Origin of the sequence: Pseudomonas sp. SIMBA_041 (assembly GCF_046535095.1) — a bacterium.
Classification (GTDB): Bacteria; Pseudomonadota; Gammaproteobacteria; order Pseudomonadales; family Pseudomonadaceae; genus Aquipseudomonas; species Aquipseudomonas mucoides.
In genome coordinates, this window is the sequence record NZ_JAWRXJ010000003.1 from 303,671 (window position 1) to 329,734 (window position 26,064).

A 26,064-nucleotide genomic window follows, 5' to 3' on the forward strand; every position below is an offset into this window, starting at 1 on the left:
TCTGCGCAGGCGTTGGGCAGGAATTTCATTGCCCTGAATGCGGCCAGGGACGTATTTCCCAAGAACTGCTAAGCCTGATGATGTTGTTGAATCTGCAACTGGATATTGGACGCAGCCGCCAATGGCTTAAAGAACGTCGCCAGACCGACCCGCTGCCGATCATGCGCGTGTCCGACATCTTGCTGTGCTGCGCCGCCAAGGACGCAACCGGTCCGGCCACCGGCGCCGAGGGCTAGCCACTCGTCTGTTCGAACGCACGCTGCAACTCGGTCCACTTCCAATTTGTACGGCCCGGAGAATCCGGACCCTTGAGCGGTGAGGTGGGTATGTCCGACGATTCGACTTTCCAGCAACAACACCAGTACCCGGTGCAAGACGCGGTTCCATCCAGACCGGAGCCAGGCACTGATGACCCGATGGCCAATCCTGACGATCCCGGTCGATATGATCCGCTGACACGGCCAGACGACCAGCGACCTGACGACTGGGAAGATCCGGACAGGGACATGCCGGAGGCGGATGAGCCAACTCCGCTATCGGATGACAGACGCTGAACAACGACAGGGGGGGATGGGAGGTCGGCCATCGACCTCCCGTTTCCCCAGGTCGCTAATTACCATCCGCCACCTTGCGTTCTATTTCCGCGATTTTATCGCTGAGCTTTTCAGCGTCCTGCTCCTTGGCGCGGGTGGAAGAGGGCGTGATGGCTTCATCGACGCCCTCGGTTTCTCTTGATGTGTCGTGCAGGTCCCTTTCGACCACGTTGACCGGTTTGCCCGACACATCAGTGGAAGGGGCGTTGGATGCTTCATTCACATCGTCATCGTTGTGCATGTCGTGTACCTCCGTTGACTGCGTTTACTCGGTTTTTTCTTCGCCCTTCGAACCGCTCGACGTAGCGGCGTCTTTTTCCGTGGCCTGCGAATCGGCGCCGGAGTTTGAGCCCGAGGCTTCCTCACCCTTTTTGTCGGCCTTCTGCTCATTGGATTCGGCGCCCTGGGCCTGGTTGACGCCGGGAACGGCGGTTGGCGGAACGTCTGCCTTCTCGGCGGCCATGGCGAAAAACGAGCCCGTCGACAACAGGCTCGCGACGGCGAGGGCGGTGATTGTTCTGTTCATCATCCGGATCTTCCTGCGAGGGGTATAAAACGTTGGAAGAGCCGGGCGGGGGAAGGTGCTGAGGCGCTGACGAGTGGCATGGCAAGCACACCACAAATCCCCTTAGGAGTGAGCCTGCTCGCGATAGCGGTGTGTCAGTCGATATTGATATTGATATTGAATGTGAGACCGCTATCGTGAGCAGGCTCACTCCTACAGGGGGATTTGTGTACATAGCCATCTTGCAGGCATAAAAAACGCCGCACATCTCACGATGGGCGGCGTTTTCCATTGCGTTGCAGCGTTAGGCTTGAACCACCGGAATGTTCGCATTCGCAGCGACTTCACGGAACTCGGCGATCTGGTCGAAGGACAGGTAGCGGTAGACATCGGCCGCCATGCTGTCGATCTTGCCAGCGTATTCCATGTACTCCTCGACGGTCGGCAGGCGACCCAGAATGGACGCCACGGCCGCCAGCTCGGCCGAAGCCAGGTAGACGTTCGCGCCATCACCCAGACGGTTCGGGAAGTTACGGGTCGACGTCGACACCACAGTCGAATTCGGCTCTACACGTGCCTGGTTACCCATGCACAGCGAGCAGCCCGGCATCTCCATGCGCGCGCCGGCCTTGTTATAGATGCCGTAGTAACCTTCTTCGGTCAGCTGGTGTGCGTCCATCTTGGTCGGCGGCGACAGCCACAGACGGGTTGGCAACTGACCGTCGACCTGCTCCAGCAGCTTACCGGCTGCGCGGAAGTGACCGATGTTGGTCATGCACGAACCGATGAACACTTCGTCGATCTTCTGACCTTCAGCGGTCGACAACAGACGGGCGTCGTCCGGGTCGTTCGGTGCGCACAGAATCGGTTGAGTGATCTCAGCCAGATCGATCTCGATGATTTCGGCGTACTCGGCGTCTTTGTCCGCCACCAGCAGCTCAGGGTTGGCCAGCCAGGCTTCCATCGCTTGAGCACGGCGTTCCAGGGTGCGTGCATCGCCGTAGCCTTCGCCGATCATCCAGCGCAGCAGGGTGATGTTCGAGGTCAGGTACTCGGCAATGGCCTTTTCCGGGAGCTTGATGGTGCAGCCGGCAGCCGAACGCTCAGCGGAAGCGTCAGACAGCTCGAACGCTTGCTCGACGGTCAGGTTGTCCAGGCCTTCGATTTCCAGGATGCGGCCGGAGAAAGCGTTGACCTTGCCTTTCTTTTCCACGGTCAGCAGACCGGCCTTGATGGCGTAGTAAGGGATCGAATGGACCAGGTCTCGCAGGGTGATGCCCGGTTGCATCTTGCCTTTGAAACGCACCAGAACCGATTCCGGCATGTCCAGCGGCATAACGCCGGTGGCCGCGGCGAACGCGATCAGACCGGAGCCGGCCGGGAATGAAATACCGATCGGGAAACGGGTGTGCGAGTCACCACCGGTGCCGACGGTGTCTGGCAGCAGCATGCGGTTCAACCAGCTGTGGATGATGCCGTCGCCTGGCTTGAGCGATACGCCACCGCGATTGCGCATGAAGTCCGGTAGGGTGTGGTGAGTCGTGACATCGACAGGCTTGGGGTAAGCCGCGGTGTGGCAGAAGGACTGCATCACCAGATCGGTCGAGAAGCCCAAACACGCCAGGTCTTTCAGTTCGTCACGGGTCATAGGACCGGTGGTGTCCTGAGAACCCACGGTGGTCATCTTCGGTTCGCAGTAGGTGCCAGGACGCACACCGGCTACGCCGCACGCCTTGCCGACCATTTTCTGCGCCAGGGTATAACCCTTGGTGCTTTCTGCCGGCGCCTCAGGCTTCTTGAACAGATCCGAAGGCGGCAGGCCCAGCTCGGCACGCGCCTTTTCGGTCAGGCCACGGCCGATGATCAGCGGGATTCGACCGCCGGCACGGACTTCGTCCAACAGCACCGGGGTCTTCATTTCGAAGGTGGTGATGACGTCGTCAGTGCCGTGCTTGCAGACTTTGCCTGCGTGCGGGTACAGGTCGATCACATCGCCCATGTGCATGTTGGACACATCAAATTCGATCGGCAGGGCGCCGGCGTCTTCCATGGTGTTGTAGAAGATCGGGGCGATCTTGTTGCCGAAGCAGAAACCGCCGGCACGCTTGTTCGGCACGAACGGAACGTCGTCGCCGAAGAACCACAGCACCGAGTTGGTCGCGGATTTACGCGACGAACCGGTACCCACCACGTCACCGACGTAAGCGATCGGGAAGCCTTGACCGCGCATTTCCTCGATCTGCTTCATCGGACCGGTGACGCCTTGCTCGTCCGGTACGATGCCGTCGCGGGCCATTTTCAGCATGGCCAGGGCGTGCAACGGGATGTCCGGGCGGGACCAGGCGTCCGGGGCAGGGGACAGGTCGTCGGTGTTGGTTTCGCCGGTGACCTTGAACACGCGCAGGCTGATCTTGTCGGCCAGTACCGGGCGGTTTTTGAACCACTCGCCGTCAGCCCAGGATTGCAGCACGCCTTGTGCGTGAACGTTACCGTTCTTGGCGCGTTCAGCGACGTCGTGGAAGGCGTCGAACATCAACAGGGTGTGCTTGAGTTCTTTGGCAGCCACTGGCGCCAGTTCGGCGTCGTCCAGCAGGTTGACCAGGGTCACGATGTTGTAGCCACCCTGCATGGTGCCGAGCAGTTCTACAGCGCGCTTCTTGTCGATCAGGGGGGACTTGCCTTCGCCTTTGGCGAGGGCAGACAGGAAGCCGGCCTTGACATAGGCCGCTTCGTCCACGCCAGGTGGAACGCGATGGGTGATCAGGTCAACGAGGAAAGCTTCTTCGCCAGCCGGAGGATTCTTCAGCAGCTCAACCAGGCCTGCCGTTTGTTCGGCATTCAGCGCCAAGGGTGGAAGCCCTTGCTCGGCACGTGCTTGTAATTGTTGTACGTAGGTCTCAAGCACTGGGTTTCTCCTGTCATACCGCGTGTTGGGCGAAAAGCCGCCCGGGTTGTGTCCGAAAAAATAAAAGTAGGAGCCGTTGCTCAGCGATCGAGGGTGACCACCGTAACCACTGGAGCAACGGCTCCTACAAAAGCTGTTCTGAGCTAGCTGCGATGCAGATTGTCGACACTATCTCGTTATCGAGGCGGAATATAATGATTTATGCGGGGCGCATCAACAGAATTGTCGACACATTTGAGGCGTCACTTAAATGCATGCGATGTGCGGTCGCCTGCTCAAGCGAGCAAGATCATGGTCCCAGAGCGGTTGGAGCGACAGATGCAGACCGGATATCGCCAGAGCCTTCAGCTGACCGGCTCGGCCGTACAGTTCATTTCTCCAGAGCCCGGTTTCTGGAAAAACACCCCGTTTTCGTTTTGCCGAAAGCTGTAGTTCCCCAAGACATCCTTGCCGGTGTATTGAGTTCCTGAATAGCTTTGCACCTGGATGAGGGTGACCGAGGTGTTCGCCCATTTCAGGTACACGACACCCGGCTGCGTATTAAAGAAAGTCGCGGCAACCGGCACGTTAAACCCGGCGCAACGAAACACCTGAGGGCCTTCGGTCAGCCGGTCTGGATCCTTGGTTCGCACAATGGCCGAGCCTTGACGCAGCTGGTAGGCACGCTGGGCATAACTGCGGATCGTGCATGCCTTGCCCTCGGACCCGGCGCCACACTGGTTGCGGGCGTCGATCCAGAACTGCTGGTCGATGATGACTTTGTCGGGAGGCGGTACGGAGTGTTCATCCGTAAGCGCCAGGCGATAGAGACGCGTCAGTTCAACGTCCATCTGTGCCAGTTGTGGATCGCGGCAAATGAGTTTTTCTACGGGGGCTCTGGCGCTGGCACAGTCGAAGCTGGTCTTGTAGGTTCGCGAAGGTGATGCGGCATTGGCGCAAGAGAATGTCGCCGCGCTGATGCTGGCGAGCAGGCAGGTGAAAAGGGCCGTGAGCGTTTTCATGTTGACGTCACTCAGATCATTTTCCGTAGGGGACTATAACCCCAAGCGAAGGAAGTTCCACCTGGGCGCGGGAATTACACCTCGGACCATGAGCCATCACTCTGTCCAGTTAGTAGCGTTGAATAGCATTCGTCACCTACTACAGCTGTAGCAGGTACGTAGACAGAGGTATCGGCAATACTCTGTAAAAGGTCGCCGCTCTGGAGAACGAAATGCATATTTTGCTGATTGATGACCATGGGATTCTCAGGGCAGGGGTGCGTAGCCTCATCCAACAGGTTCACCAGGATGCTCAAGTCTTTGATGCTGCGTGCAAGGATGAAGCGCTTGCGGCCGTCCGGGCTAATATTTTCGATGTGATATTTTTGGATCTGTGCATTCCGAGCACCAACGACAGTCTCGATTTGAGCGCCGAAAACGGATTGGAATTGCTTACTCTTTTTAAAGGTTTTCGGGAGGATCCGCGGGACAAAGACTTGGCAAAACAAATTGCCGCTCCGGTAATCGTAATGTCTGGCGAGTCACAAAGGCAGTTTGTGGATGAGGTGATGCGACGCGGTGCATCCTCCTTTGTTCCCAAAAGCGCGTCCCACGAAGTCATGCTGGAAGCCATTCATCGGGCATTGCATGGTGGGGTTTATCTTCCAAGTTCTGCCATCGGGAAAGGCGGTATCGAGCCCGAACCCAGTGGCAACCACCTTCAGCAAGAAAAGGTGATTCCCATCACCAACAAGGACTTGGGCATCACTCCTCGAGAGTTCGATATTTTGAGGTTGGCCCTGCAAGGAAATGCGCCTTGGAAAATAGCGGTGATCCTTGAAATCAATCCAGTCAACGTCAGGCAATACCTGAGCAAGCTATACGGGAAATTCGGCGTTATCGATCTCTATGGGCTGCAAGGGCTTTTTGCCAAGACGGGTCAGGTGCTGGGTGTACTGTCCTCATCGGAAGGCAGCGCATTGGCTGCGCGCCCGGTTGCGACCAGCTCATGAACACAATGGAGCAAGGTGGTGGCTTCAGAGCCTTTGCTGATTAGAACCAGCATCTTCTCTTTGTTAGTCAGGTCGGGCAAAGATTCGGCGGAAAATATTATGACGGGGACCGTTGCCCAGTCGTAATAGCTTCTAACCATCTCGATGACGTCCAGGCCAGTCGTTTCTTCACCCAGGTTGTAATCAGTAACGAGTATGTCGGGCTGCCGGTCCGGAGCGCTGCTCAACAATTTTTTCACGGAAAGCAAGTCCGGTGCCGTTACAACAATCGCTCCAAACAACTCAAACGTCTTGGCGAGGGAATTGAGTATCCGGCTGTCGTCATCCACCAGCATGATGTAAGCCCCTTGCAGGTTGACGTCATTTGCGTCACTCGGGCGTACTAACGCGTCCGAAAGGATTACGCTTTCGGTGTGCAACGGGCAATCAATAGAGAAACGGGAGCCGCGTTTTTCCAGCGAGGAGAAGCTAATACGGTGCCCGGGTAAATTGCTTATGAAATTTCGTACGATGTACAGCCCTAGTCCCAGCCCCATTTCAGCGTTCCGGCTTTGATTACCTACTTGGAAGAACTCCTCGAAAATCCTTTGCTTATATTTGTCGGGCACGCCAATGCCGGTGTCGATGATATCGATCCGAATGGTGGCTTTTCCGGCGACACTTCCAACTAAAACGCCCCCCTTGTGGGTGTATTTGATCGCGTTTGAAGTCAAGTTCCCCACGATTCTTTTTATCAGCTGCGCATCACTGTTTATGAAAACATCCAGTTTTCTCTTGACGACTCTCAGGTCTAGTCCTTTCTCAATCGCCCTTGAACGATAAACCTGTTCTATTTCTTCAAGTAGATTGTTGATAGAAACAGGCTCGATAACCGGCAGTGTTTCACCAATCATGAAGACGTCACGCAAACCTCTGAAAAGCATGTCTATTTCTCTGCCGGACGTCGATATTTCCTTGAATATCCTCGCCAGTTCTTCAGGAGAACTTTGCTCCACAGCCTTGCCACCGGCTACCGCCAAGTTAGCGATTGAGGCCAAGGGTTGCATGGTGTCGTGATAGGCTGCGCGTACGAAGCGAGCGGTGGCTTCTGTTCGATCCCTTGCGGTGTGGGCTTTCTGGATTTCCTTGTCAAACAGTTCCTGAAGCGCCTTGTCTGCTTTGCGCCTCTCTCTCAGCATGCCTGCGTTGGACTTTTCGAGAGATCTATTTTTAACTTTCAACTCTTGGGAGGCTAAAAATCCTTCTCTCGCTGCTCGCTCAAATCTGACACTCACCGCCCACCCAAGAGTAGCGAAAGACAACAAGTAAAATATCGCGGGGAAGAAGTAGATCCCCAGTGGCGAATGAATGACGTCCTGAATGATCAGGAGAAAGATAGAGAGTGCTGTCGTAAACAATGAGTATTTAGCTAGGAGCGCCATGGTTCCGTACTGAAAAAACAGTACAAGAACCACCCCGACAAAATAATACTGATAATTCAAAGGTGCCGGCACCAGGCTCATCATCAACGTCAGACATATGATCGATACAGACACCGTTACAACGATGAGTATTGCGGCTTTCTTTTCATTGAGAAAATAGTCGCCAAATCCTTTTGCGCAAGCGTACACAATAAAAATTGCACCTGAGGACCTCAGTGCAATGACATAAACAAAAATGTTCCATGTGAAGGTTTCCTGATGATGAACTTTGTGGTGGTAGTCCCAATATGAAAAAACGCACCACAGTGTTATTGCCATCAGCAAGAACAAACGCCGTTGCAGTAAGTGCTTTTTTGAGTGTGTGGTAAGAAATGTAGCTTCGACTTTCTTTTCCGGGAAGGCAGGAGGAGGGACAAAAAGCTCAAAAATCCCGTCGGATATTTTCTTCATGGTCTCGAATGTCATTTTCGGCCTCCTACTACGGCTGTAGCACTACGCCTGTTGTATTTTATTTAAATCCGGTTGATGAGAATCTAACTCCGTCGAAGCAAAACAACCTGATGAACCGGAGAACGAAAATGAACATCAAAAATACTATTAAAGCAGTGATCGGCTCGGTTGTCGTTGTATCCGCCCTCGGCGCAGGCAACGCAGCCTTTGCCGGCCCGTACTGCATGACTCCTTTCGGTACATATTACATCGGTATCATGATGCCAAGTGGTGCCCCTTGCTGGGTGGGCCACCCCATCTACGGCCCTGTATCCGGTAACGCAAATTAAGTTTGTAGATTTTAAATTTAGTATAACAAAAAGCTCGCCTCGTCGCGGGCTTTTTTGCTGTTGCTCCACACAAACAATAATTACTTAATTGTGAACACTGCTTTTATTATTGATCCACTACAGCTGTAGCACTACGACTGTTGTATTTTCTTTAAATCTGGTTGTGAGAATCTAACCCCGTAGAAACAAAACAACCTGATCAGCCGGAGAACGAAAAATGAACATCAAAAGCACGATTAAAACAGTTATTGGTTGCGTTGTCGTTGTTGCCGCTCTCGGTGTAGGCAATGCAGCCTTTGCGGGGCCTTACTGCATCACTGAATACGGTGCCTACTATCTGGGCCTTCGTATGCCAAGCGGTATTTCCTGCTACGTGGATACTTACTGGGGCAGGGTATGGGGGTTTGCCAACTAAGCATTATTAAATGCAGGCCGAGCATAATAAAAAGCCCACTTTCATGTGGGCTTTTATTGTTTGCGTCATTCTAGACAAAACATGGGAATCACTTTGAATGTTTACAATCCCCATGTCACCTCAAACCAACAACCGCAGCGCTTCAAACAGCTGCCGATCTTCTGTCCGGCGGCCAGCAGCAAGACGTGGCCATCGCTAGCGCGCTGGCCATGGAGCCTCAGGTGATGCTGTTCGACGAGCCGACCTCCGCCCTGGATCCCGAACTGGTGGGTGAGGTACTCAAAGTCATGCAGCAACTGGCCGAAGAGGGGCGGACAATGGTGGTGGTCACCCCCAGACAAGTGTCGAACCACCTCATGCTTCTGCATAAGGGCCGGATGGAGGAGGGCGCGCCAGGCACCGTGCTCGAACAGCCGCGTAGCGAGCGGTTGAATCAGTTTTTGTCGGGCAGCCAGACGTAGCCTTTTCTTGCGCTCTCAATCAGGGAGCAGACCTTTCTGTCTCGCGACATGAGTCGCCATGGCGTCCATCAAGTCCGGCGACAGGCAGTCATAGGGCTCCAGGCCGATCGAACGCAGGCGCTCACGGATTGCCTTCATTTGCCCTGGCGGTGTGCCGGTTTCGATGATGGAGGACACGAACGCGGCGAACCCCGGTGCAGCCCATCCGCTTTGTGGCGAGAGCTCGGTGTGGACGAAGTCCAGGCCATAAAACGCATGGTCCTTGTTCTCAATGCGCCCAAAGAGATGGGCATGACACTGCTTGCAGGCGTGGCGCTGAATGGTCGCGGCGGCGTCGACAATTGCCAGTTTTTCGCCGTGAGCCGTGACGCTGACCTTGTCCCGAGGTACCACGGCGATGACGGCGAATGTCGCACCTTGCGGTTTCCAGCATTTGCTGCAGCCGCACGCGTGGTTATGCTGCGTTTGTGCGTCAATTCTGACCTCGACCTTGTCGGTCGCACACAGGCATTGCATCGTGCCACCTGTGAAATTCGCGGCGGCGGGTTGGATACCATTGTCCAGTGCAGGGTGAAGTTTCAAAGTGGTCATGCTGGCGGCTCCTTTTCAGGGTATCCCCGGATAAAGAATAGCTCGCTCGTGCGCTTGGATCATTTCAACTCGATACGTTTGTCTGCGGAGACTCAAAACTCAGTTAGAGTGTTCATCACTGTCTGTTCATAAGGGCCCTCCAATCGATTCGCGTAGTCGCGGCAAGCGGTTTTAGCGCACGATCCGGGCAAAAACAACCGTACATCAATCGATATTTGAAGAATGAATCGTCCGCTGTTTGTTTCTCTAGATGGGCCCAAGGGAACTGGCAAAACCACACTGTTGGAAGCCGTTACGAAAGCACTGAGGGCTGACAACAAAAAGGTGATCCGACTTTCCGAGCAAAAAAGCGATCCCTATCGGGGTGAAACAATGGCCCTGGTAAACAAGCTCGTCAGAAATCCCACCCGCGATTTGGAATTGGAGGTTTGTGAGCGCCTTGCTGATAGCCGTATCTGGATTTCGCAGCACGTTCTGGCCAAACAGCCAACGGACAGCATCATCTTGATCGATCGCTGGTACCCATCTGATGCTGCGTTTCGCCGGACAATCCCGTTTGCAGAGATTCTGCAGTTGAACATTGATCGAAACGTGCAAGTGCCAGACCTGCATGTCGGGGTTGTCACCAACCCTGAAATTTCGTGGGCAAGGGCAGCAGCACGACGGCGTGGGCTGAGCAGTACGGTGATCCATAAGCTGGAAGAACATGTCGCGTGTACTGAGGCGTTCGAGCAAGCGATTACAGATCACGGCTGGGTTTTATGCCGTAATGAAGGAACGATCGAAGAGGCAACGATGCAGGTGGTTTCTGAGATCTATAAAGTACTTCGGTGTCACGTAGGCGAAGTTCGTTGCCAGGGTTTGTGTTCATGAGCTTGGTTTTCATGAATACAAGAGAAGACCTCGGTAGAGGTTCCACTCAGACACATCATTTAACTTGTGGGCGATGTCAGGTGTTCACCGATAACTTAACTCCTTAAAAAGCAATAACTTTAACTGAAAAAAGTGAACCGCATGTTCACCGGAATACGTTCATGGCCGACCTTTCATTCGACTCTGAAGCAACAAAGGCTGCCTAGCAGTCAGCCACTCTTTCGATCGTCGCACGACCGCTGGGCAACAGATTGCGCAGCAATTGGCTTCATCCGAACAATCCGGCGATGTTTTGAAACGCTCGGATTCCAGGCGCTTTAGCCAAACGCAAAAGCCGTTGCGCTCCCGATACAAAATCTTCACTCGGTTTCGAGGCTTGTTGAGGAACACGAAAAGCACCGGGTCAAACACCACGACGTTGATGTCCAGTTCGACAAGAGCAGCTAGGCCGTCGATGGATTTTCGGAAGTCGACGGGCTTGGGGTAGAGATAGACTTTTTCTACTTTTGCGTCGGGACGCAGCATGAGGTGCTGGCTTCAGAAAGGAATCGGGAGCACAGCATCGAGGATCAGGTGGTGACTTTGAATGTGGGGTTTATGGAGCGCTTACCCTCGAGTTTCTCATCTTTGCTCATTGCTGCAGCTTCGCCAGTCGTACCGCAGACGACTAGACCTCTCACGCCCTCAGCCAGGAGCGTTGTCACCACGGGTTGTAGGGCAACAAAATCGACGTGTTCCGCCCCGCTGCAGCTATTAGATGTCTAGCGAATGTCCATCTTCGTCGGATCCATATTCGGTAGAGTAACTGAAGCGCGATTGCCACTCTGTTCTTGACCATTTGGAGTTGTACTTGCTACTCACATTGAAAAGCAACCGTACTGAAGTATTTTCCCCATAATGTAGGATAGACGCTATCCCCTCGTCGTCGGGATGTTTATGTCGACTACCATCTGTGGATATCAGCCAGTTTGGGCAATTAATGGTTGCAATCAACCGTTCGGAAATATTTCCACGGCTACAGTGGTGGGGCACCTTGAATGCTGCGAGCTGTAGAGGGCGTTCAGGCGATAATTGTGTCACTGCTTCAACTAAATCCTCCGCGAAGGAATCGCCGGCAAGAAGAATTTTTTTATCTTCGTATTCGAGCAGCAATACTATGCTGCTTCCGTTTGCAGCTTTAGTGTCGCGCAACGGTTTTTGCTTGGCTAGGTTTTTTAGGGACTGAGCGCTCGGAAGCTCCAAAGATAAGCTCGCCCCCATGGGTTCTAAAACGGAAACTGAACGCGCCTGCTCTTTCTTCTGCGTAGCGATTTTTATTTCTTTTTCCCATTCAGGCTTGAGCTCTTTAAGTCGCTGCACAGTGGGCCCTAAGACAGTTACCTTCATCCCACCTGCGAGTTCAATAACTTCAAGCGGCTCTCCCTCGCGGCGACAGATTGCCCCACCGTTAAATAAAGTGTTCCATGGCTGAGTGATCAGCCAGTTGGTGAGCCTTTCGGCTTGAACAGCGCCTAATGCTTCTAATGTAGAACTGCTTCTGCGTCCATCGAGGTGCATGTAACCGTTGAACCAAAAATCCTTAACGGAGACACCTGAGGGCTTATCGGAGTCAACGAAACAACTCAAAAATCCCCCGATATGGTCTGCGTCTATATGTGTCACTACAATCGCTTCGAAAGTTCGCTGCGCTTGGGGCAATGCACTAATTTTCTGGCTGAGCGTCTTCCCAATTTCCTCAGTACCCATATCAATAAGCATTTGATAGGGAGTGTGCTCCTCTCCCCAGCGTATCCAGATCGCATCTCCTTCGCGTGCGGGCAGCATTTGAATCGAGAACAACTTAGCCTCCAGGTGCTGTGGTAGTAAGATACATCGAATTCCAACTGACGGACGGTGCGATTTTCGCTAAACGTTTGAGGGCTTCATTTCTTTGTTCATTGTGAGTAGCGTCCGGCCAGTAGCGGAGCAGGTCTAACAGTAACGAGAAATTCTCAGTCAAAAGTATGCGCTGTTTGCTAGCTTCACAAGCCAGGTTCAATGCATCTTCTGAGTGTTTAGTGCTGGCAAGGTATAGTGCCAATATTATTTTGCAGTCTGGCAGCCAGCCATGGTGCTTTGTCAAGTTAATTAAATACCTCTTGTTCCATTCATCAAGCTGACCTGTTTTGTAAAGAATCAGTGCTGCGAGTAAGGCGCCCGTAGGGTCCGTGTATTTCTCGATCAAAGCTTGAAGCGCATTACTGGCTACCTCGCCAGCTTTCATAATTTGCCCACTTCTGAGCATGCTTTCTAACCCGAAAGCTATGGATCTAGACTGTGAGATGTTTATCTGTACAGGGGCGTGTTGCGAATCGATACTTAGTTTCACGTGACAAGTAACGGAGTAGTGGTGGCCTTCGCTAATAGGGAGGCTCGCTTGAATACGTGACCCATTTTTTTCGAATGTTATAACCGATACTTTACGCATTGCATCTCGGTGTTGCACTATCCAATAGTTTTCGGCCGGATACACGGTAAAGTCGGCCTCAGTGTCAAGCAGTCTTGCCCCAGATATATCAATTTGCTCTAGGTTGTCAATTGTTTTGAATTGACTGTCTTCTTCTGGGGGGGCGGGCTGATAATCGAGGTCTGGCTCAAATTTCAGCTCGGTTTCATTTGATGAGAGTACTTCAACAATCTGCGATGCTCTCTTTCCATCTCCAAGAAATGCGCTAACTTCATAAAGTCCCGGCGGTAGATGGAACTCTCTCTCTGTAGTGCCTTTTTCAACAAGTATCAGCTCGCTATCTCGGATATCGATCGCAGTTCCACGCCCGCCGTAGTTAAACTTAGACTTCACTTTAATCTTGAGATTTACTTTTTCGGGGATGGTCTCGTTCATAGTGGAAGCTCCTTCAGCCGGCTTGGTGGTGCAAGCTTGAGATTATCTGAATCTTTCTCTTTAGTCGTAAGGGTTATAACCTCAATCTTGTAGAGGCCGGCTGGTATTCTTGCGCAGAGCGGCCAAGTTGTATGATCGTCATACAAAACTCTGTCTAGATGAGACAGCTTTGCGCTGTAGTGCCCCCCAATCATGCCATCTTTTATTTGAATGGTTAGATCAACTTTCGGGGTATTTTCGCACTCATGAAAAACCTCATCATTAAAAATTCCGGTGCATTCGATTAATTGTTTTTCATCCCCATTGTCAGCCAGCAAGTCGACAGTTTTCCGGAGATACATCTGTAATCCGCTAGTAGACACCAGCCAAGGCGAACTGCGCTCCCCGTCAGAGGAAGCAGCATGACCTTCAACAAGAGCCAACATCAATGCCTCGCAGAAAAGTGTCAGCTCTCCAGGTTTTGCAAATGCTTGCTCTCCAGTTGATGCCGATAAAAATAGAGGAGAACAGGCGGCCGCACCATAAATATCTTTGTTGAATTTTAATACGCCAGCTAACTCTTCGAAATCTTGGGCGTCTGGAGCTCGTTGTCGGCATATGTCCACAAACCAAAACTGACTCCGCGCACCGTTTGTATAAGTCATGCTTTCATGCATAGCTCTCATATCTACCGCCCCCCTGTATCTCTCTTCCTCATGATCTGGGTGGGCGAAATCGCTCAATAGCAGTACAGCTCCTGTGTTGGTGAATTGAACACCATGACCCGCTACATAAACAATCGCGATATTGTTAGGGTTTCTTGCCGCAGCCTTTTTGAATTCTCTGAAAGCGGTTGCGACATTATCTCTTGTTGGGATTGAATCCTTTTCAAGCATATCCTTCAGGTTTTCACTTACTTCGTCTTCGGTCGCTGGCGATAAAAGTACCCGCAAGCTCCGGAGGGGAAATCCCTTGCGCCGATAATCATTCATCAACCAGGTCGCAAATCGCGCAGCAGATCTTGCGGCCGCAGTTAGCTGTCCGAAGCCAGAAGCTGAGCCTTGCTTACTGAATCTGCCTTTACTGTTACCTAAAAGATAGTCATACGCGCTTACACCGATGATCAGTGCATGGGTTCCGGGGGAGCCCGAGCTATCATCTATAACTGCTGTCATGCGGTAACCCACTCCTTGATTGGGGCCCGGGTATCAACCCTAAACGCTCTGTATGCCTTGAACCATGGAATTTTACTGCATCATGGTTCCCTGTAGCTAATAGGTTGTTAAATTTTTCTTTGAGAGGTCTAATTCTCAGCTACTCTATCTATCTTACGCTATTCAGCATCAGGTTTGATAGCCAAATAATAAATGCTAATAGGGCTTTACTTCTTTCTGCCTGATCCGAGCTGTGTGCTACGTCATTCCGTAACTTACTGGAATCAAGCATGGCTTCCATGATTTTGCTTTTGTTTTCTTCCGGTATTACCTGACTTGTTTTTATTAGCGCCTGATAGATAAATAGCATCATCATCCTCTGGTTAGAGCTGTTTAGCGTCTCTCTTAGCTTTTTGCTGTCGGACCCAAACAATACAGTCGTCACCTTGTCAAGAAATTTAGTTGTTTTGAATGCAGTTTCGATCAACTTGTAGTAACAAAGAAAGCTCTCATCATAAAATCCAAGAAACTGATAATGCACACCTTTTTGGTAATGTTTTCTGATATTTTGGGGGACTGCCGAAAACCATTCATGGTGCTCTATTACATTCTTTTTTTTGATTAGGTAGGGGTGGAAGGGATGATGACCAGCAGAGTCGTGTCCGCCGCCTTGCTGAAGAATTCGGAAATCCCCCTCGTCAGCTGTAAGGTATAGATTAAGTGAGGCTGGTGTGTGCTTTGCAAAAAATCCTGAAAGTTCGATGTGGGCAATAATCTTATCTTTCAGGGATGTTGCTATTCCTCCAAAAAAACTTGAGAAATACACGCTCAAGTGCGTCTGTCGCGGTATACTTGGATTACTATCTAATGCGCTGGCTATATATTTCTCAATCTCCCCGTAGTCTATTTTTTTCAGGGAGAACAGTGCTGAGATTTCGTATTTATCTGTAATTTCATAGGTGGGGCTGAGTAGACTTATAATGCTTACTGTCTTTAAGTGCACACCTTCATCTTTCAAATAATAGTCGACATCAAGTACCACCTCAGGAACTTCGAGGGTGTGATCAAGGGTTACTGAGCCAGCACCTTTTTTCATTTTTCTTTGGGCAACTGCAGCGGCGAAGCTGAAGCCGGCGTCAATTTCAAAATCAAGTATAAACTTCGCACCAGCATTTCGGCGAGCAATGAATTGCTCCCAGTTGACAGGATCAATGGTTCTTATATATGTCATCATTTGCTCCTTAGTAGAGTGTTTTTTAGGATATTTAAGATAGATGAAGGTCGATTGACGCTTACTGCATTACCACCGCCTACCCTCTGGCCCAATACATCCAAAATTCTTGATCAGTAGTTTTGTTATTTTTGGAATTGACATATCCCTACATCTCTCATACTCGTATTTGTAGTGTTAGGCCGACTGCATGACTGGCTAGGTGAGGGTACTCGTTCGTCCAATGATGGCATAACGCCCTCGCTCAGATCAGGGCCCATGCTTTAGTGGTTGGAGATGCCTGGCCTGCCACTCTGGCTACTGATTAGCGAAATCCTTAGCTCTCGCCTTTTCGAACCACTCAGGCACTGTATCCACTTGGCTGAAACACACTTCAAGCGGCATACGTTTCCAGAATTCGGTGATGGCCAGCGAGAGCTCATCAAGTTGCGCTTCGCTGATGGTCAAGGATGTGAAGTCTACCCAAAGCAGCTCGGACGGAATCTCATCGCTTAGAGATGTGCGCAGAAATTCTGGGTGTTTGGCCTTGAGCTTTTCAAAGGCTGGGCCGTCGCCATGCTTGTAAACATTCACAACGTAGCGGTAGGCGCTAAGCCGCTCCATATAAGCGGTATCTTTGCTGGCAAGACCTGTCGCATCGAGGAGGCCTGCAATCTCATCAAAATTCGCGGACCAGACTTTCTTCAAAGTTACATCACCATCATGCCAATGGTGGATCTCCTTGACGAGCCAGCTACGCAGTTGCTTGTCCCACACATGGAACATGCCCGCTACGAGGCTGAGACGGGTCTGGTCCCGCATCTCGCTCAACAGGCGATAGTATTCGATGCCTTCGTGATAGGCATTTTCGAAGTCGGCCGCCGGGTCGTCCCGATCGGGATTGAAATACAGCCCCCGGCTTTCCAGCCATCGCTCTGCAGCTTCATCAGCCTCCTTATCCATTTCGTTGAACTGCGAGAGCAGTTTTTTCTTTCCTTGGTCGAGATAGAACCGGTGCTCTTCGATCAAGCTTTCCCGAAAAGGCTCCCACATTTGGAAAAGCACGATGCCGTTTTGCTTCGGTTCGACGTTATCGCGTTGTGCCATGCTTGAGCTCCCCTTTGACTAGGTTGGTAAGTGGCCATAGAAAGGCCGTGATCAACTGTAGCTGCAGGACGTCAGACCGGCAGGAAAGCGAGCCGATTCGCAGTTAACTTGAAGAAGCGGGGTAGCCACAAAATGCTAGTTTGGTTTGGGACGGTGCGCTTTCCGGGCGCCTCTATCTCAAGGATCTCTTCGCCGCTATTCACTCACCAGCCAATAAGCCTTGGCCGCACCTTGGCGTGCGTAACCGATGCAGAAGGCCATCAAGTCACTGAGGCGCTCGTCCACCATGGTGCGACGTATTCCGGGCTGGACGCCGACAACTGTAAAAGTGAGCTTCGTTGCAGGTGTCGACTCTAAAAGCTGGAAGGTTTCCTCCTTATCTCCTCTGACAAAATAAGAGGGCGATGTGTGTCGCCGGTGCATGCGATCTTCCATGTGATGCACCAATGTCGAGACCTCGCAGTAATAAGCGGACTTCACCAGTTGTCCGGCGACCTCATACACATCACCGACACGCCCGCCATTGGCCGGCCCTCCTGCACCTTTGCAGTGGTAAAGGGTTACATTTACGTCCTGGGCCTCATCGGCCGTGACACAGATGTAATCGGCAGCTTCACCTGATCGATGGTCGTAGTACAGGCACTGCAGATCAGGCAGCGTCAGGAGGTATTGCTCCAGATGCTCCTGTACCGTTGCATTGCCTTCCAGCTGCGCGCGGCGCTCCAGGGTTCGAGGTTCCTGATTGTTGGGCAGGAATTCGACCTCAATCGCGCATCCTGTCCAATCGATCGACTCGGCATCTCCCGGGGCGAGGGCAAGTGTTCGAAGCAGAGGGGCGGCGATCTTGTTCATCCCCTCAAAGGAAGACTTGTCGGAGGCATAAAAGATGGGAGGGTGCTCGCTTAGCCATTCGGCCAACGGCATCCATGCGTCATAACTGGACTCAACCAAGATTGATGCTTCAGGATCCAGGCAATTGATGAGTTGGCCACCTTCGAGGCTGAACCGCATCCGGATCTGTCCCTCGGTGTGCACGATGGAGAAATCCAGCTGCCCAGCCTGAGGATTGCAGTCAAAATCTTGGATATCCCATTCCACGAGCCTGGAGAGTAGGGGGCGTTGCTCCGGTGAAGGTCGGAACTGGATTCGTGGATTGCCCTTGAGGCCTTGCCGTGGCCAGTTTGCGGCAATCAGCGCGTCCGGCAACTCTCGAAGGGTTGTAGTGGTGCGAACTAAGTCCAGGTGAGAAGCGCTAAATTGAGCATCGCCCGCGATGCGCCCGTTTAGCGTCTGAACCCAAGCGACGAAGTCGGGGACTGAAAGACGCTGGTTGCTCCAGATTCTTGAACTGCTGCTTGCACCGATGGTTTCGCGAATCAGCCCGTTCATGCCGCTCCCGAAGTAGTGACCTTGGGCGTAAGCACGGCTATCACCTGCTGTCACGGCGCGCTCTGCTTGCGGGCCGGTCAGGGTTCTGTAGGTTTCGACCTGTGAATTGAACGTGGTGTTCTGCAGGCCAACAGCAAAGAACTTCATGCCTTCCAGTCCCGCTCGCGCACGACTGGTCTCCTCGTAGCTCAGTCCGCGGCTAGCTGCTCGGCAAACAATCTCCATGATCGTCAGGTACAGCTTTTCTGTTCTGAGCGTTGATCCGATATAACAGTAGTTTGACTCAGGGAAATACATGAGTAGGAAGGCTTCGTGCCTCACGTCAGTCAGCGTATTCGAAGTGGCCCAATTCGGAGGCGCTTCATCCGCCGTCAGTACGAGGGAGATCGTGCCGTCTGGCGTTCCCCACTGTTTAACGATTCGAAGAAGCCAACCCACCCTCTCGCCAAGAAGCCCGAAGTCCGGTTGGCGGCTGCAGTGGAAGACGCGGACGTGCGCATAGAGGTTGAAGGAAAGAGCGGACACTGACTCGTAATCTGATTCGGTGATCCGGCGTACCGGTAAGCTCTCGATGAATTCTTGAGCCTCGACCGCCCCCTGGATCTGAGCGAGAGCAGCCTCATCAATCATTTGAGCTAGGTCGACACCTTCTTTGAGCAGAGTCGCCGTCGCTTCGCGAACCCGGAACGCCGGCGCTATCAATGTAGGGCGTCCGGTCGTGTAATCAATCCTTGCAAACCTGCCGATAAACTGGATGGTGGGCACCAAGGACTTGTGAGGCGCGTGCAGCGCAGCGACCTTGAGCTTTGGGAAGTCGTAACCTTCGCCGAACATGTCGACGCAAATGATTGCCTTGAGCTCGCCCGAGACAAGCTTCTCTTCGATCGCATCCTGCTGACGCTTGGTTAGTCTGCTGCTAATGGCGGCCACGGGTACACCCAACTGCTCATAGACTGGCACGAGCGCTTGCGCCGATGAAATTGTCGCGGCTCGAACAAAGAGCCGGTGGTCGAAGCCGTTGGCTAGATCTTCTTCCAACTGTGCAACGGCAGTCTGCGCAATCACGCGATCGACGTGGTCGTCATCAAGTTCGTTTTCAATCACAGCCTGCCGAAAAGTGATCGGGTCAAACGCGCCTTCAGAGACAGCTCTCATCACGGGGTATCGGTACACCAATTTTCCTGGAATTACGCGATTATCGCGCCTGAACGGTGTAGCCGTAAGGAAGATGAATTGAGCATTGGCGTAGTGCTCCAAATAGGCCGCCCAGGAATCTGCGGGGGCGTGATGTGCCTCATCGAAGATCACCAAGTCAAACAGGTCAGATGCTGCTCCTGGGGCAACCATTGGGGACGAGCTGCCTGGGGTCGACACCACCACGTCGTAGTCCCGCAGCAGCTCCCAGTTCTCCGGCGTCAAGGGGCGACCCGAATGAAGATGAACTGAGGGGAGGGGCCCATCTTCAGGTAGTGCACCGATGCGCCGGAGTGTCGAAAGGGCGGAAAAATGCGAATGCACCTGTTTGCGCAGCGCACTTGATGGCTCGACTATCAGAACGCGGCCTGTTCCGAGCAGAAGTGGTAGCGACATCATGAGCGATGTCTTTCCATAACCGGTAGGCAAACAGATGATTGCTGGATCATCTTGAACCGAGAAGTGAGCCAGGGTCGCATGCATTGCGCCTAGCTGACCTGGTCTGAAGCCGCTGTTTGGGCTGTCCGATTGCTGAAAAAGTTTAAGGGTTCCAGCCTGTTCAACAAAAAATCCAGCCATGCTGTCCTTCCTTGGAAATTTAGCGCTAATCGTAATCTGCGGTGCACTTTAAACAAGAGTCGAAAGAGCAACGCGCCATTAGATGCCGTATGCATTCCCCAAATCAACCTCCTCAGTGCCGCTAGTTTTCGTCGATACTGAGCCACGAGATGCGCAAGAAAAGAGGGGCGACCAGTGCTCGTTTTGGCTGCCGCTGAGGTTTGATGTGATGCCCGACATTTGACCAATCCGTCCGCGCATAGGGATTCCATTCGAGAATTGCGCGCATGCCACAGGTAGGACATGCGCATCAGTCAGCAGCGATTATCCTTTTACAGGCCACTCCTCTGGCACCAGCGCTGGAGGTTTAGACCATGGATCCTCTACCAGTGCATCCTGAAACCATTGGTCTCGGAGGTTGGCGTGCTCAGTGACGATAATCTGAAAGCCAGGAACCTCATCCTGGGTGAATTTCAGAAGCAGCTCGAACAGTTTCCGTACCGCCACCATGTCAGCGTCTGCCTCAGTTTTTTGCACCGAGCCATCGGCCTCCTGATAAACCTTTTCGGAAGGGAAATAGACCTGCGTTGGCTGGTCGATCATCAGGAAACGAGGAAGAGGACGATTGCTCTTGGCCGCGAACCAGTGAAGCGCAAGTAGCGCACTGAGATGGTAGGCAAGATGGTTTTCCCCGCCGCCAGTTCTGGCCATTGGTACCGGGCGTTCGGTTTTGTCGAACACCACTGTCAGTTGCTTCAGATCGAGCCGCGCAGGGTAATCACTGAACTCTGCCCCAAAGCGTGTGATGTATCGCGACATTTGCGCAGAAATGTTGTTCAGGATCGATATCAGACGATCATCGCTGTCATCCAAGCCAATCGCATTCTCCAGATCCTTGACCCGCAGCTCCCGACGTTGATACTCGGCTCGAAGGTTGCTCAGGTCAGCATCGGGGATTAGTTGCTCCAGAAACCAGCTGATTCTGCCGACAACAACGGAGGCAGCGGTGGTGCGAGCTTCTGCTGAGGCGAGCGCTGTACTTGCGGCGATTGCAGCACTCAATTCGGCATCTTTCTCGGAGATCTGATCGGAGATTTTTTGATGGTTTTCTTCCTCCGTAGTCAAGTAGGCCTGCAACTTCGGCCTCTGCCCGACTACTACCGTCATTTCCTCCTCTAGCGTGGCTAGTTCCTGCAGGAGCGATGCGGCAATGGGAGTATCCATGGCCAGGTTGCTTTCACAGAACGGCCACTGCCATTCGCCTGTAGCGACGTTCTTGGGAAGGGATTTGATCGAGCCCAAGCGATCAATATGTTGGCTAGCCTCATTCGAAAAGCCGCTGGCTCGCCTCTCAAACTGCTTACCGGCATCGATCCGGCCCTTGATCTCTCGCCGCGTCTTACGCAGATTAGCTAGCTCAGCTTCTAATTTTGTGACCCTGTCCCCGTCGTCAACTACACGTTTTTGGGGTACCCATTGAACCGCCTCGCGCAGCGCCATAATCAATCCATTCTCGCCGCTAGGCGTAGCGTTGGAGCTGATGATGCCAACAGCCTTGGCCTCTGAGTACAGCGAGATGGCTTTGAGTTGAAAGGTGTCGAGCGTCTGCTGTGCTTCCGAGAGCACTTTTGCCTGAAGCCTCAAGTCTCGCTTCGCAATTCGTAGCTTTGCTTCGTGCTCAAACCGTTCATTTGTCGACACGCCCAGCAGGATTGGAAGCGTATCTCGAATGGCCTGTGGCTGAAATTGCTCGTTCTGTCGGTAAAACAGCTGGTCTTTGTTTGCGACCAAACCCTGCTTCTGGAACATGTAGTAGTACGTGTGCTTGATGTTCGCATCAAAGCTCACACGGCTATGCTCAGCGTCAACGTCAGTACGGTTTTCCGGAATCCCGATCAAGCGTGAGAGCAGGGACGTGACGGTATCGTCATCCGCATTAACCGCTAGCTCGCCGAAGGGCAGTGCAACCACCTGGTCACCATATCTCACCATCGCGGTGCTACAGCTCACACCCCCCGTCGGCGGCGTGGGCTTCGCAATCATCACCTGGACGCCAGGTAGCTGGTAGATAACTGCAAACCAAGACACCTTGTCACGGATGATCCCTTCCGGGACGTTGAACGTGGATCGCCCCATGCAGTATTCGATGATGTCCGAAAGCGCGGATTTACCGGTTGAGGATCTACCCGTAATTACGTTCAGTCCGTCGACCTTGAATTTGAGATCTCGACGCTGACCGTCGTGGCTATACACATGGATGGAGCTGATCTTCATGGTCTGATTCCGAATGCTGTATATATCGTTACTCTGTCGCCAATGCGCGCAAATTCGCGGCCCAGAAGGCGGGCCGCTCGCTGGCAACTGATCGACTCCTCAGTTCCTGTAATCGCTTTCTTGGTCGTCTTGGGCGTACCGATTAGTCGACCTTCTGGCGTGACCTGAAAGCAGCCCATTTGCATGGCCAGCCCGAACGCTTCAAATGTATACGGGATCATCTCGGTTACCCGCTCCGCAAACGCAATGAGAAGCTGGGGATTATCCTCGATGGTCTTGAGTAGGTAGCTTCGACTGCTAGGGGCGAGGACGTCCCGGCTACCCTTGTGAAGTGATAACGGTAGTATCAATAGGGATAACGAGAAGGGAATGCCCCTTGCGTCTTCGAGCTCAAACGCCTCAAGCGAGCGCATCAGCAGCAGAGCGCAAAAAGCAGGATTGAAGAGATTTTTGGTTTCAAATGGCCTCAAGTCCCAGCGCTTCATGGGTTAACTCCCACGATTCGCTGAACCCCGGCGAGGAAAGACGGATGCCAATAGACCCTAGGGGTAGGGCGATGGTTGGCCAGGATATGAAAACCTCCGCGCAGAACATATGGCTCGGTAACGCGAGCTCGGATCTGCAACGAGGCCATGTTGCCGCTTCCCAGTTCAGCCCATTTGTACAGGGTCTTACCGGCATCAGTCAGAATTGACTCAGCGCTGTGCTCGTTCAAGTCCTCGAAAACTACCTCGCGGTACCGCTCCCATTCGTCAACTAGGCGATCCTCGTAAAGTTCGATTTCCTGGGATACGAGAAGATTCTCACGGGCCCATGCGGATCGCTGTTCGAACGCGCGATAGTAGTCCAAGATCGCATTACGGATGCGGGTAGAACTGATGCCAAGCGCTCGTAGCTGCTGAACGAACACTCTGGAATCAGACTCCACATCGATCTCTTCAGCGGGGGATACATTTCTGAACGTGATCGGCAGGTTGTCCGAGGCGTACTCTTCGCAAAACGAAGAAAGCTTGTCGGAGATCTCGTGGTTGTAGATTGGAGCATCCTGCTGGCCCGATAGCAGCCGCACGATCAAATCGTTCCACCACCCCTCAAGTCGCTCGTAAACAGCGTCCCTTATCTCGCGGCGGACGGTTCTCATTTTACCTTTGATAATCGCAGGGATATCGACGATACGAGGGCTTTCATCAAAGATGGTAATCCTCGCAAAGAAGTCCTCTTTCTCTAGGTCGGAGAAAGTGCGCAAGGCTGCCTGGATAGGGAGCAGAAGCTTGGAATTACTGGTTTCCAGCGTATCGACCGCCGTGACCCAAAGCTTGGGCCCTAGCTCAGCGCGCGAGGCGTCCGGCAAGAAGTGGCGTAAAAATGAGTCGGATGCGACCGTGGCCGTGCTAAATAGAAAGAACCTCAGATCAGACTGGCTCCTATCCTGGGCATCGTACCTATGGATCCAGATGTTCACCGACTTCCAGAAGTCGACCGAAAGGTTGGTGATTCGATCCCCTACGGCCTTGTGTTTCAACGACGCGAGAGTCTTAACACCGCTTGCGTCAATGAAGTCCAAATCATCTTCTTTTTCGATCAGCACGGATGTGCTTTCGGGCATTTCCAGCATTTTCAACAGGGCAAATCTAGGCTGGTAAATATAGCCAAGTCCCTGCTCGCTCGCGGAAAAGCGATCCATTGCATACCTCCGATGTACACGCTAGCTTGGTTTTTTTGCGCAACGCCCGCACGAATTGCAGCACGATACGGTGTTTGGAGGCCCTCTTGGATGAGTGCAGAGGCAGGGCGCAAGAAACGGTATCAAGATGATATCATCGGCATTGGGATGGGCACGAGCGCCTAAATATTTCCAGGGCGTTTTTTCAGCACCTATACCTCTCAGCGTCGGCGCCGTACCTTGAGCAGGATCACTGATCTTAAGCACCCACTTTTGGCAAAAGCTGCTCGTAAGCCGCAGCTAGGTGTCTGCAATTTTCAAGACGCTGCAATGGCAATCCGGCTCCTGCACGTTCGACGGGAGCCGAAGCTTTGTCCCAATAATGAGTGTTGAGCAGCAGGCAAACGTTCGACGAGTCGTAAGCGTCTGCCAAACTTGTGTTGACCACTACAGTCGGATGATGGCTCCGAAGATCAGTTCCCAAGTTAAGATCTCTTCAGGGCTGGCGTTTTAGCAACCGCCGCCCGGACTACCTAATGGGCATGTGAATGGATCAAGCGTTAAACCAACGGCTTTTGGTGCCGGACGACAAGATTGTGGTCGTTCTGGACACCGCGCCTGCTCGAGAACTAGCCTATGTTGATGAGATACCAGCATGGGTAAACATTTTCGCTGAGATGTCCCAGCACGGGTATAGCTTTTCACTGGCCGACGGGACGTTTGCAGAGTTGCTCAACCAGCGTGGGAAAGACGCGATTTCGGGTGATCAGCTACTCAAGATCATTCAGCGTCTGGCACTCTTTCTAGCTCCAAACCTACCGGTGCTGCTAGGGAAGCGTGATCTGCGAGGAATGTTGCAGCTTGAACGTCTGGACTTGGATGAGAGTGAATGCCAAGCCCTTTCCCAGGCAGCGTGGGGGGAGCTCAGGCGTCGAGTGGACGCCGTGGATGCCCAAGGCTCACCTGAAGCGATTCTCCAGAAAGAGCGTGATGATTGGATTGACAACTTCATCCGTTGGCGGACGCAAATTGCAGGCATGATCGCCCGGGAGACTGCTCTATCGACGACAGCAGAAGCAGTCGAGCCAGAGCCATTTGACTTGAACTCAAAAACTCAAATAGTGCTTCAAGCGATGGAGAGGGTGCAGGTATCTCAGGACTTGATTACACCACCGATGTCCGTACGGAATCATCTTCAGAATCGCTATCTCTGGAGGCAGATCGTGCGCTCCCTGAAGCCGGAGTGCCCTTACGATCCACTGGCGCGAAAAAAACGGAACGACGGAATCGACGCAGATCTTTATCGCTTCCTGATACTCCCCGCGTTGGTGGTGACAAGGGACAAGGCTTTCTTGGGCGGGCTCGCTGATATCGACAGTTTTCAGACTGGCTGGTTTTTCAGCCCCGAGGATCTTGCTGGCGAATGGCTCGGCGGTACCAAGCCTGCACCGACCTGGCCGGGATGCCTATAGGGTAAGCTCGCTCGGTATGGAAGGCTACAAGGGCACGTTAGTAGGCATTAAGAACGATGGTGTCTGCGTTTTTTTACGCGGTCGCGATCACCCTTATCGCCAGGATTTCCTTTCGCCAACGAAGCTTTCACCCCAATCCGTTCAAACCTAGCTCGTCCAAGAATACCTACAACCCGGGGCCACCGCTTCCCGCGTTCAATATGGGTCTGGGGCTCCTAGAAGCCACAGTTCCAAGTCCGAGCATCAGCGAACCGGTCGTTGAAGCCCAGACAGGTAGCTAGCCGCACACACGTAAATGTTACAAGTGAGCCAAAGAGAATAAATTCAGGCGCTTAGCGAGATTACGATTCTGCTGATGCTACCTTGCTCGACCTCCAGTCCAGGGTCACATGAGCTGGTGTAAACCGCTCCCTCTTCGACCTTGTAACGGTAGTGACGGGCCGTGCTCTTTGACTTCGGAACGTATGCTATCTCCATGAGCGGCTCCATTAGCCATCTTTCTTTGCCGTTCATGGCAGGAGGCGTGGCTAGGAGAATTGACTCAATTACCACGCTCGATGACCCGACCAAGCTCAGCTCCTCCAACGTCAGGACGTCAGAAATCATGAGCATGTGTCGCGACGAGGAATCTCCACCGGATTTGAGGA

General features: G+C 52.8%; 22 protein-coding genes and 2 pseudogenes. 7 read left to right on the forward strand and 17 right to left on the reverse strand.

What is annotated here, in order from left to right; all coding sequences use genetic code 11:
* The first annotated feature begins 77 nt into the window (after window positions 1–77).
* Window positions 78–236 (forward strand): hypothetical protein, encoded by a 159-nt coding sequence (locus SB725_RS08465; protein ID WP_155953718.1) that lies wholly within the window; start codon window positions 78–80, stop codon window positions 234–236.
* Between the two features lie 373 nt (window positions 237–609).
* On the opposite strand, the gene SB725_RS08470 is transcribed toward SB725_RS08465, so the two are convergent.
* From SB725_RS08470 to SB725_RS08485, 4 genes are all read right to left on the reverse strand, one after another.
* Complete coding sequence (locus tag SB725_RS08470; protein WP_027923168.1) at window positions 610–834, reverse strand: hypothetical protein; 225 nt, start codon at window positions 832–834, stop codon at window positions 610–612.
* A gap of 24 nt (window positions 835–858) precedes the next feature.
* Window positions 859–1,119, reverse strand: a complete 261-nt coding sequence (locus SB725_RS08475; RefSeq protein WP_027923167.1) for a hypothetical protein — start codon at window positions 1,117–1,119, stop codon at window positions 859–861.
* Between the two features lie 283 nt (window positions 1,120–1,402).
* Window positions 1,403–4,003, reverse strand: a complete 2,601-nt coding sequence (gene acnB, locus SB725_RS08480; protein WP_410921554.1) for a bifunctional aconitate hydratase 2/2-methylisocitrate dehydratase — start codon at window positions 4,001–4,003, stop codon at window positions 1,403–1,405.
* Between the two features lie 344 nt (window positions 4,004–4,347).
* Window positions 4,348–5,004: an MliC family protein gene (locus SB725_RS08485; RefSeq protein ID WP_027923165.1), complete on the reverse strand. Its 657-nt coding sequence runs from the start codon at window positions 5,002–5,004 to the stop codon at window positions 4,348–4,350.
* Window positions 5,005–5,216: 212 nt separating this feature from the next.
* Here SB725_RS08485 and SB725_RS08490 point away from each other — a divergent pair, with 212 nt between their 5' ends.
* Entirely contained in the window at window positions 5,217–5,996 is a 780-nt protein-coding gene (locus SB725_RS08490; RefSeq protein WP_410921555.1) for a response regulator, read from the forward strand.
* Here the strand turns inward: SB725_RS08490 and SB725_RS08495 are convergent.
* The gene (locus SB725_RS08495) at window positions 5,924–7,882 is read right to left on the reverse strand and encodes a hybrid sensor histidine kinase/response regulator (protein ID WP_410921556.1); all 1,959 of its coding nucleotides are present in this window, start codon (window positions 7,880–7,882) and stop codon (window positions 5,924–5,926) included. The two genes, SB725_RS08490 and SB725_RS08495, sit on opposite strands and share 73 nt — an antisense overlap.
* A gap of 113 nt (window positions 7,883–7,995) precedes the next feature.
* On the opposite strand from SB725_RS08495, the gene SB725_RS08500 reads away from it, so the two are divergent.
* The 3 genes and pseudogenes from SB725_RS08500 to SB725_RS08510 all read left to right on the forward strand — a co-directional run.
* Entirely contained in the window at window positions 7,996–8,196 is a 201-nt protein-coding gene (locus SB725_RS08500; RefSeq protein WP_410921557.1) for a hypothetical protein, read from the forward strand.
* Between the two features lie 217 nt (window positions 8,197–8,413).
* Window positions 8,414–8,611, forward strand: coding sequence for a hypothetical protein (locus tag SB725_RS08505; protein ID WP_410921558.1), 198 nt, complete (start codon window positions 8,414–8,416; stop codon window positions 8,609–8,611).
* A 143-nt stretch (window positions 8,612–8,754) separates the two neighbouring features.
* A pseudogene (locus SB725_RS08510) lies at window positions 8,755–9,072 on the forward strand (ATP-binding cassette domain-containing protein); the annotation flags it as partial.
* A 15-nt stretch (window positions 9,073–9,087) separates the two neighbouring features.
* Here the strand turns inward: SB725_RS08510 and gfa are convergent.
* Complete coding sequence (gene gfa, locus SB725_RS08515; RefSeq protein WP_410921559.1) at window positions 9,088–9,663, reverse strand: S-(hydroxymethyl)glutathione synthase; 576 nt, start codon at window positions 9,661–9,663, stop codon at window positions 9,088–9,090.
* 222 nt (window positions 9,664–9,885) lie between these two features.
* On the opposite strand from gfa, the gene SB725_RS08520 reads away from it, so the two are divergent.
* Complete coding sequence (locus tag SB725_RS08520) at window positions 9,886–10,536, forward strand: dTMP kinase (RefSeq protein ID WP_410921560.1); 651 nt, start codon at window positions 9,886–9,888, stop codon at window positions 10,534–10,536.
* A gap of 159 nt (window positions 10,537–10,695) precedes the next feature.
* On the opposite strand, the gene tnpB is transcribed toward SB725_RS08520, so the two are convergent.
* From tnpB to SB725_RS08575, 11 genes and pseudogenes are all read right to left on the reverse strand, one after another.
* Window positions 10,696–11,061, reverse strand: a complete 366-nt coding sequence (tnpB, locus tag SB725_RS08525) for an IS66 family insertion sequence element accessory protein TnpB (protein ID WP_410921561.1) — start codon at window positions 11,059–11,061, stop codon at window positions 10,696–10,698.
* Between the two features lie 89 nt (window positions 11,062–11,150).
* Window positions 11,151–11,267 (reverse strand): annotated as a pseudogene (locus SB725_RS08530) (dihydrodipicolinate synthase family protein); the annotation flags it as partial.
* Between the two features lie 22 nt (window positions 11,268–11,289).
* Window positions 11,290–12,375, reverse strand: a complete 1,086-nt coding sequence (locus SB725_RS08535) for a hypothetical protein (RefSeq protein ID WP_410921562.1) — start codon at window positions 12,373–12,375, stop codon at window positions 11,290–11,292.
* Between the two features lies 1 nt (window position 12,376).
* On the reverse strand, window positions 12,377–13,417 hold the full coding sequence (locus tag SB725_RS08540; RefSeq protein WP_410921563.1) for a hypothetical protein: 1,041 nt from the start codon (window positions 13,415–13,417) through the stop codon (window positions 12,377–12,379).
* Window positions 13,414–14,571: a caspase family protein gene (locus SB725_RS08545; protein WP_410921564.1), complete on the reverse strand. Its 1,158-nt coding sequence runs from the start codon at window positions 14,569–14,571 to the stop codon at window positions 13,414–13,416. Before SB725_RS08545 ends, SB725_RS08540 begins: the two co-directional genes overlap by 4 nt.
* A gap of 148 nt (window positions 14,572–14,719) precedes the next feature.
* Window positions 14,720–15,781: a hypothetical protein gene (locus tag SB725_RS08550; RefSeq protein WP_410921565.1), complete on the reverse strand. Its 1,062-nt coding sequence runs from the start codon at window positions 15,779–15,781 to the stop codon at window positions 14,720–14,722.
* 297 nt (window positions 15,782–16,078) lie between these two features.
* A complete protein-coding gene (locus SB725_RS08555; protein ID WP_410921566.1) occupies window positions 16,079–16,867 on the reverse strand; it encodes a hypothetical protein in 789 nt (262 codons plus the stop codon).
* Between the two features lie 195 nt (window positions 16,868–17,062).
* The gene (locus SB725_RS08560; protein WP_410921567.1) at window positions 17,063–20,029 is read right to left on the reverse strand and encodes a DEAD/DEAH box helicase; all 2,967 of its coding nucleotides are present in this window, start codon (window positions 20,027–20,029) and stop codon (window positions 17,063–17,065) included.
* 303 nt (window positions 20,030–20,332) lie between these two features.
* A complete protein-coding gene (locus tag SB725_RS08565) occupies window positions 20,333–22,282 on the reverse strand; it encodes a DUF3732 domain-containing protein (protein ID WP_410921568.1) in 1,950 nt (649 codons plus the stop codon).
* On the reverse strand, window positions 22,279–22,767 hold the full coding sequence (locus SB725_RS08570; RefSeq protein WP_410921569.1) for a three component ABC system middle component: 489 nt from the start codon (window positions 22,765–22,767) through the stop codon (window positions 22,279–22,281). Before SB725_RS08570 ends, SB725_RS08565 begins: the two co-directional genes overlap by 4 nt.
* A complete protein-coding gene (locus SB725_RS08575) occupies window positions 22,764–23,966 on the reverse strand; it encodes an ABC-three component system protein (RefSeq protein WP_410921570.1) in 1,203 nt (400 codons plus the stop codon). Before SB725_RS08575 ends, SB725_RS08570 begins: the two co-directional genes overlap by 4 nt.
* 527 nt (window positions 23,967–24,493) lie before the next feature.
* On the opposite strand from SB725_RS08575, the gene SB725_RS08580 reads away from it, so the two are divergent.
* A complete protein-coding gene (locus SB725_RS08580) occupies window positions 24,494–25,417 on the forward strand; it encodes a hypothetical protein (RefSeq protein WP_410921571.1) in 924 nt (307 codons plus the stop codon).
* Window positions 25,418–26,064 lie beyond the last annotated feature (647 nt).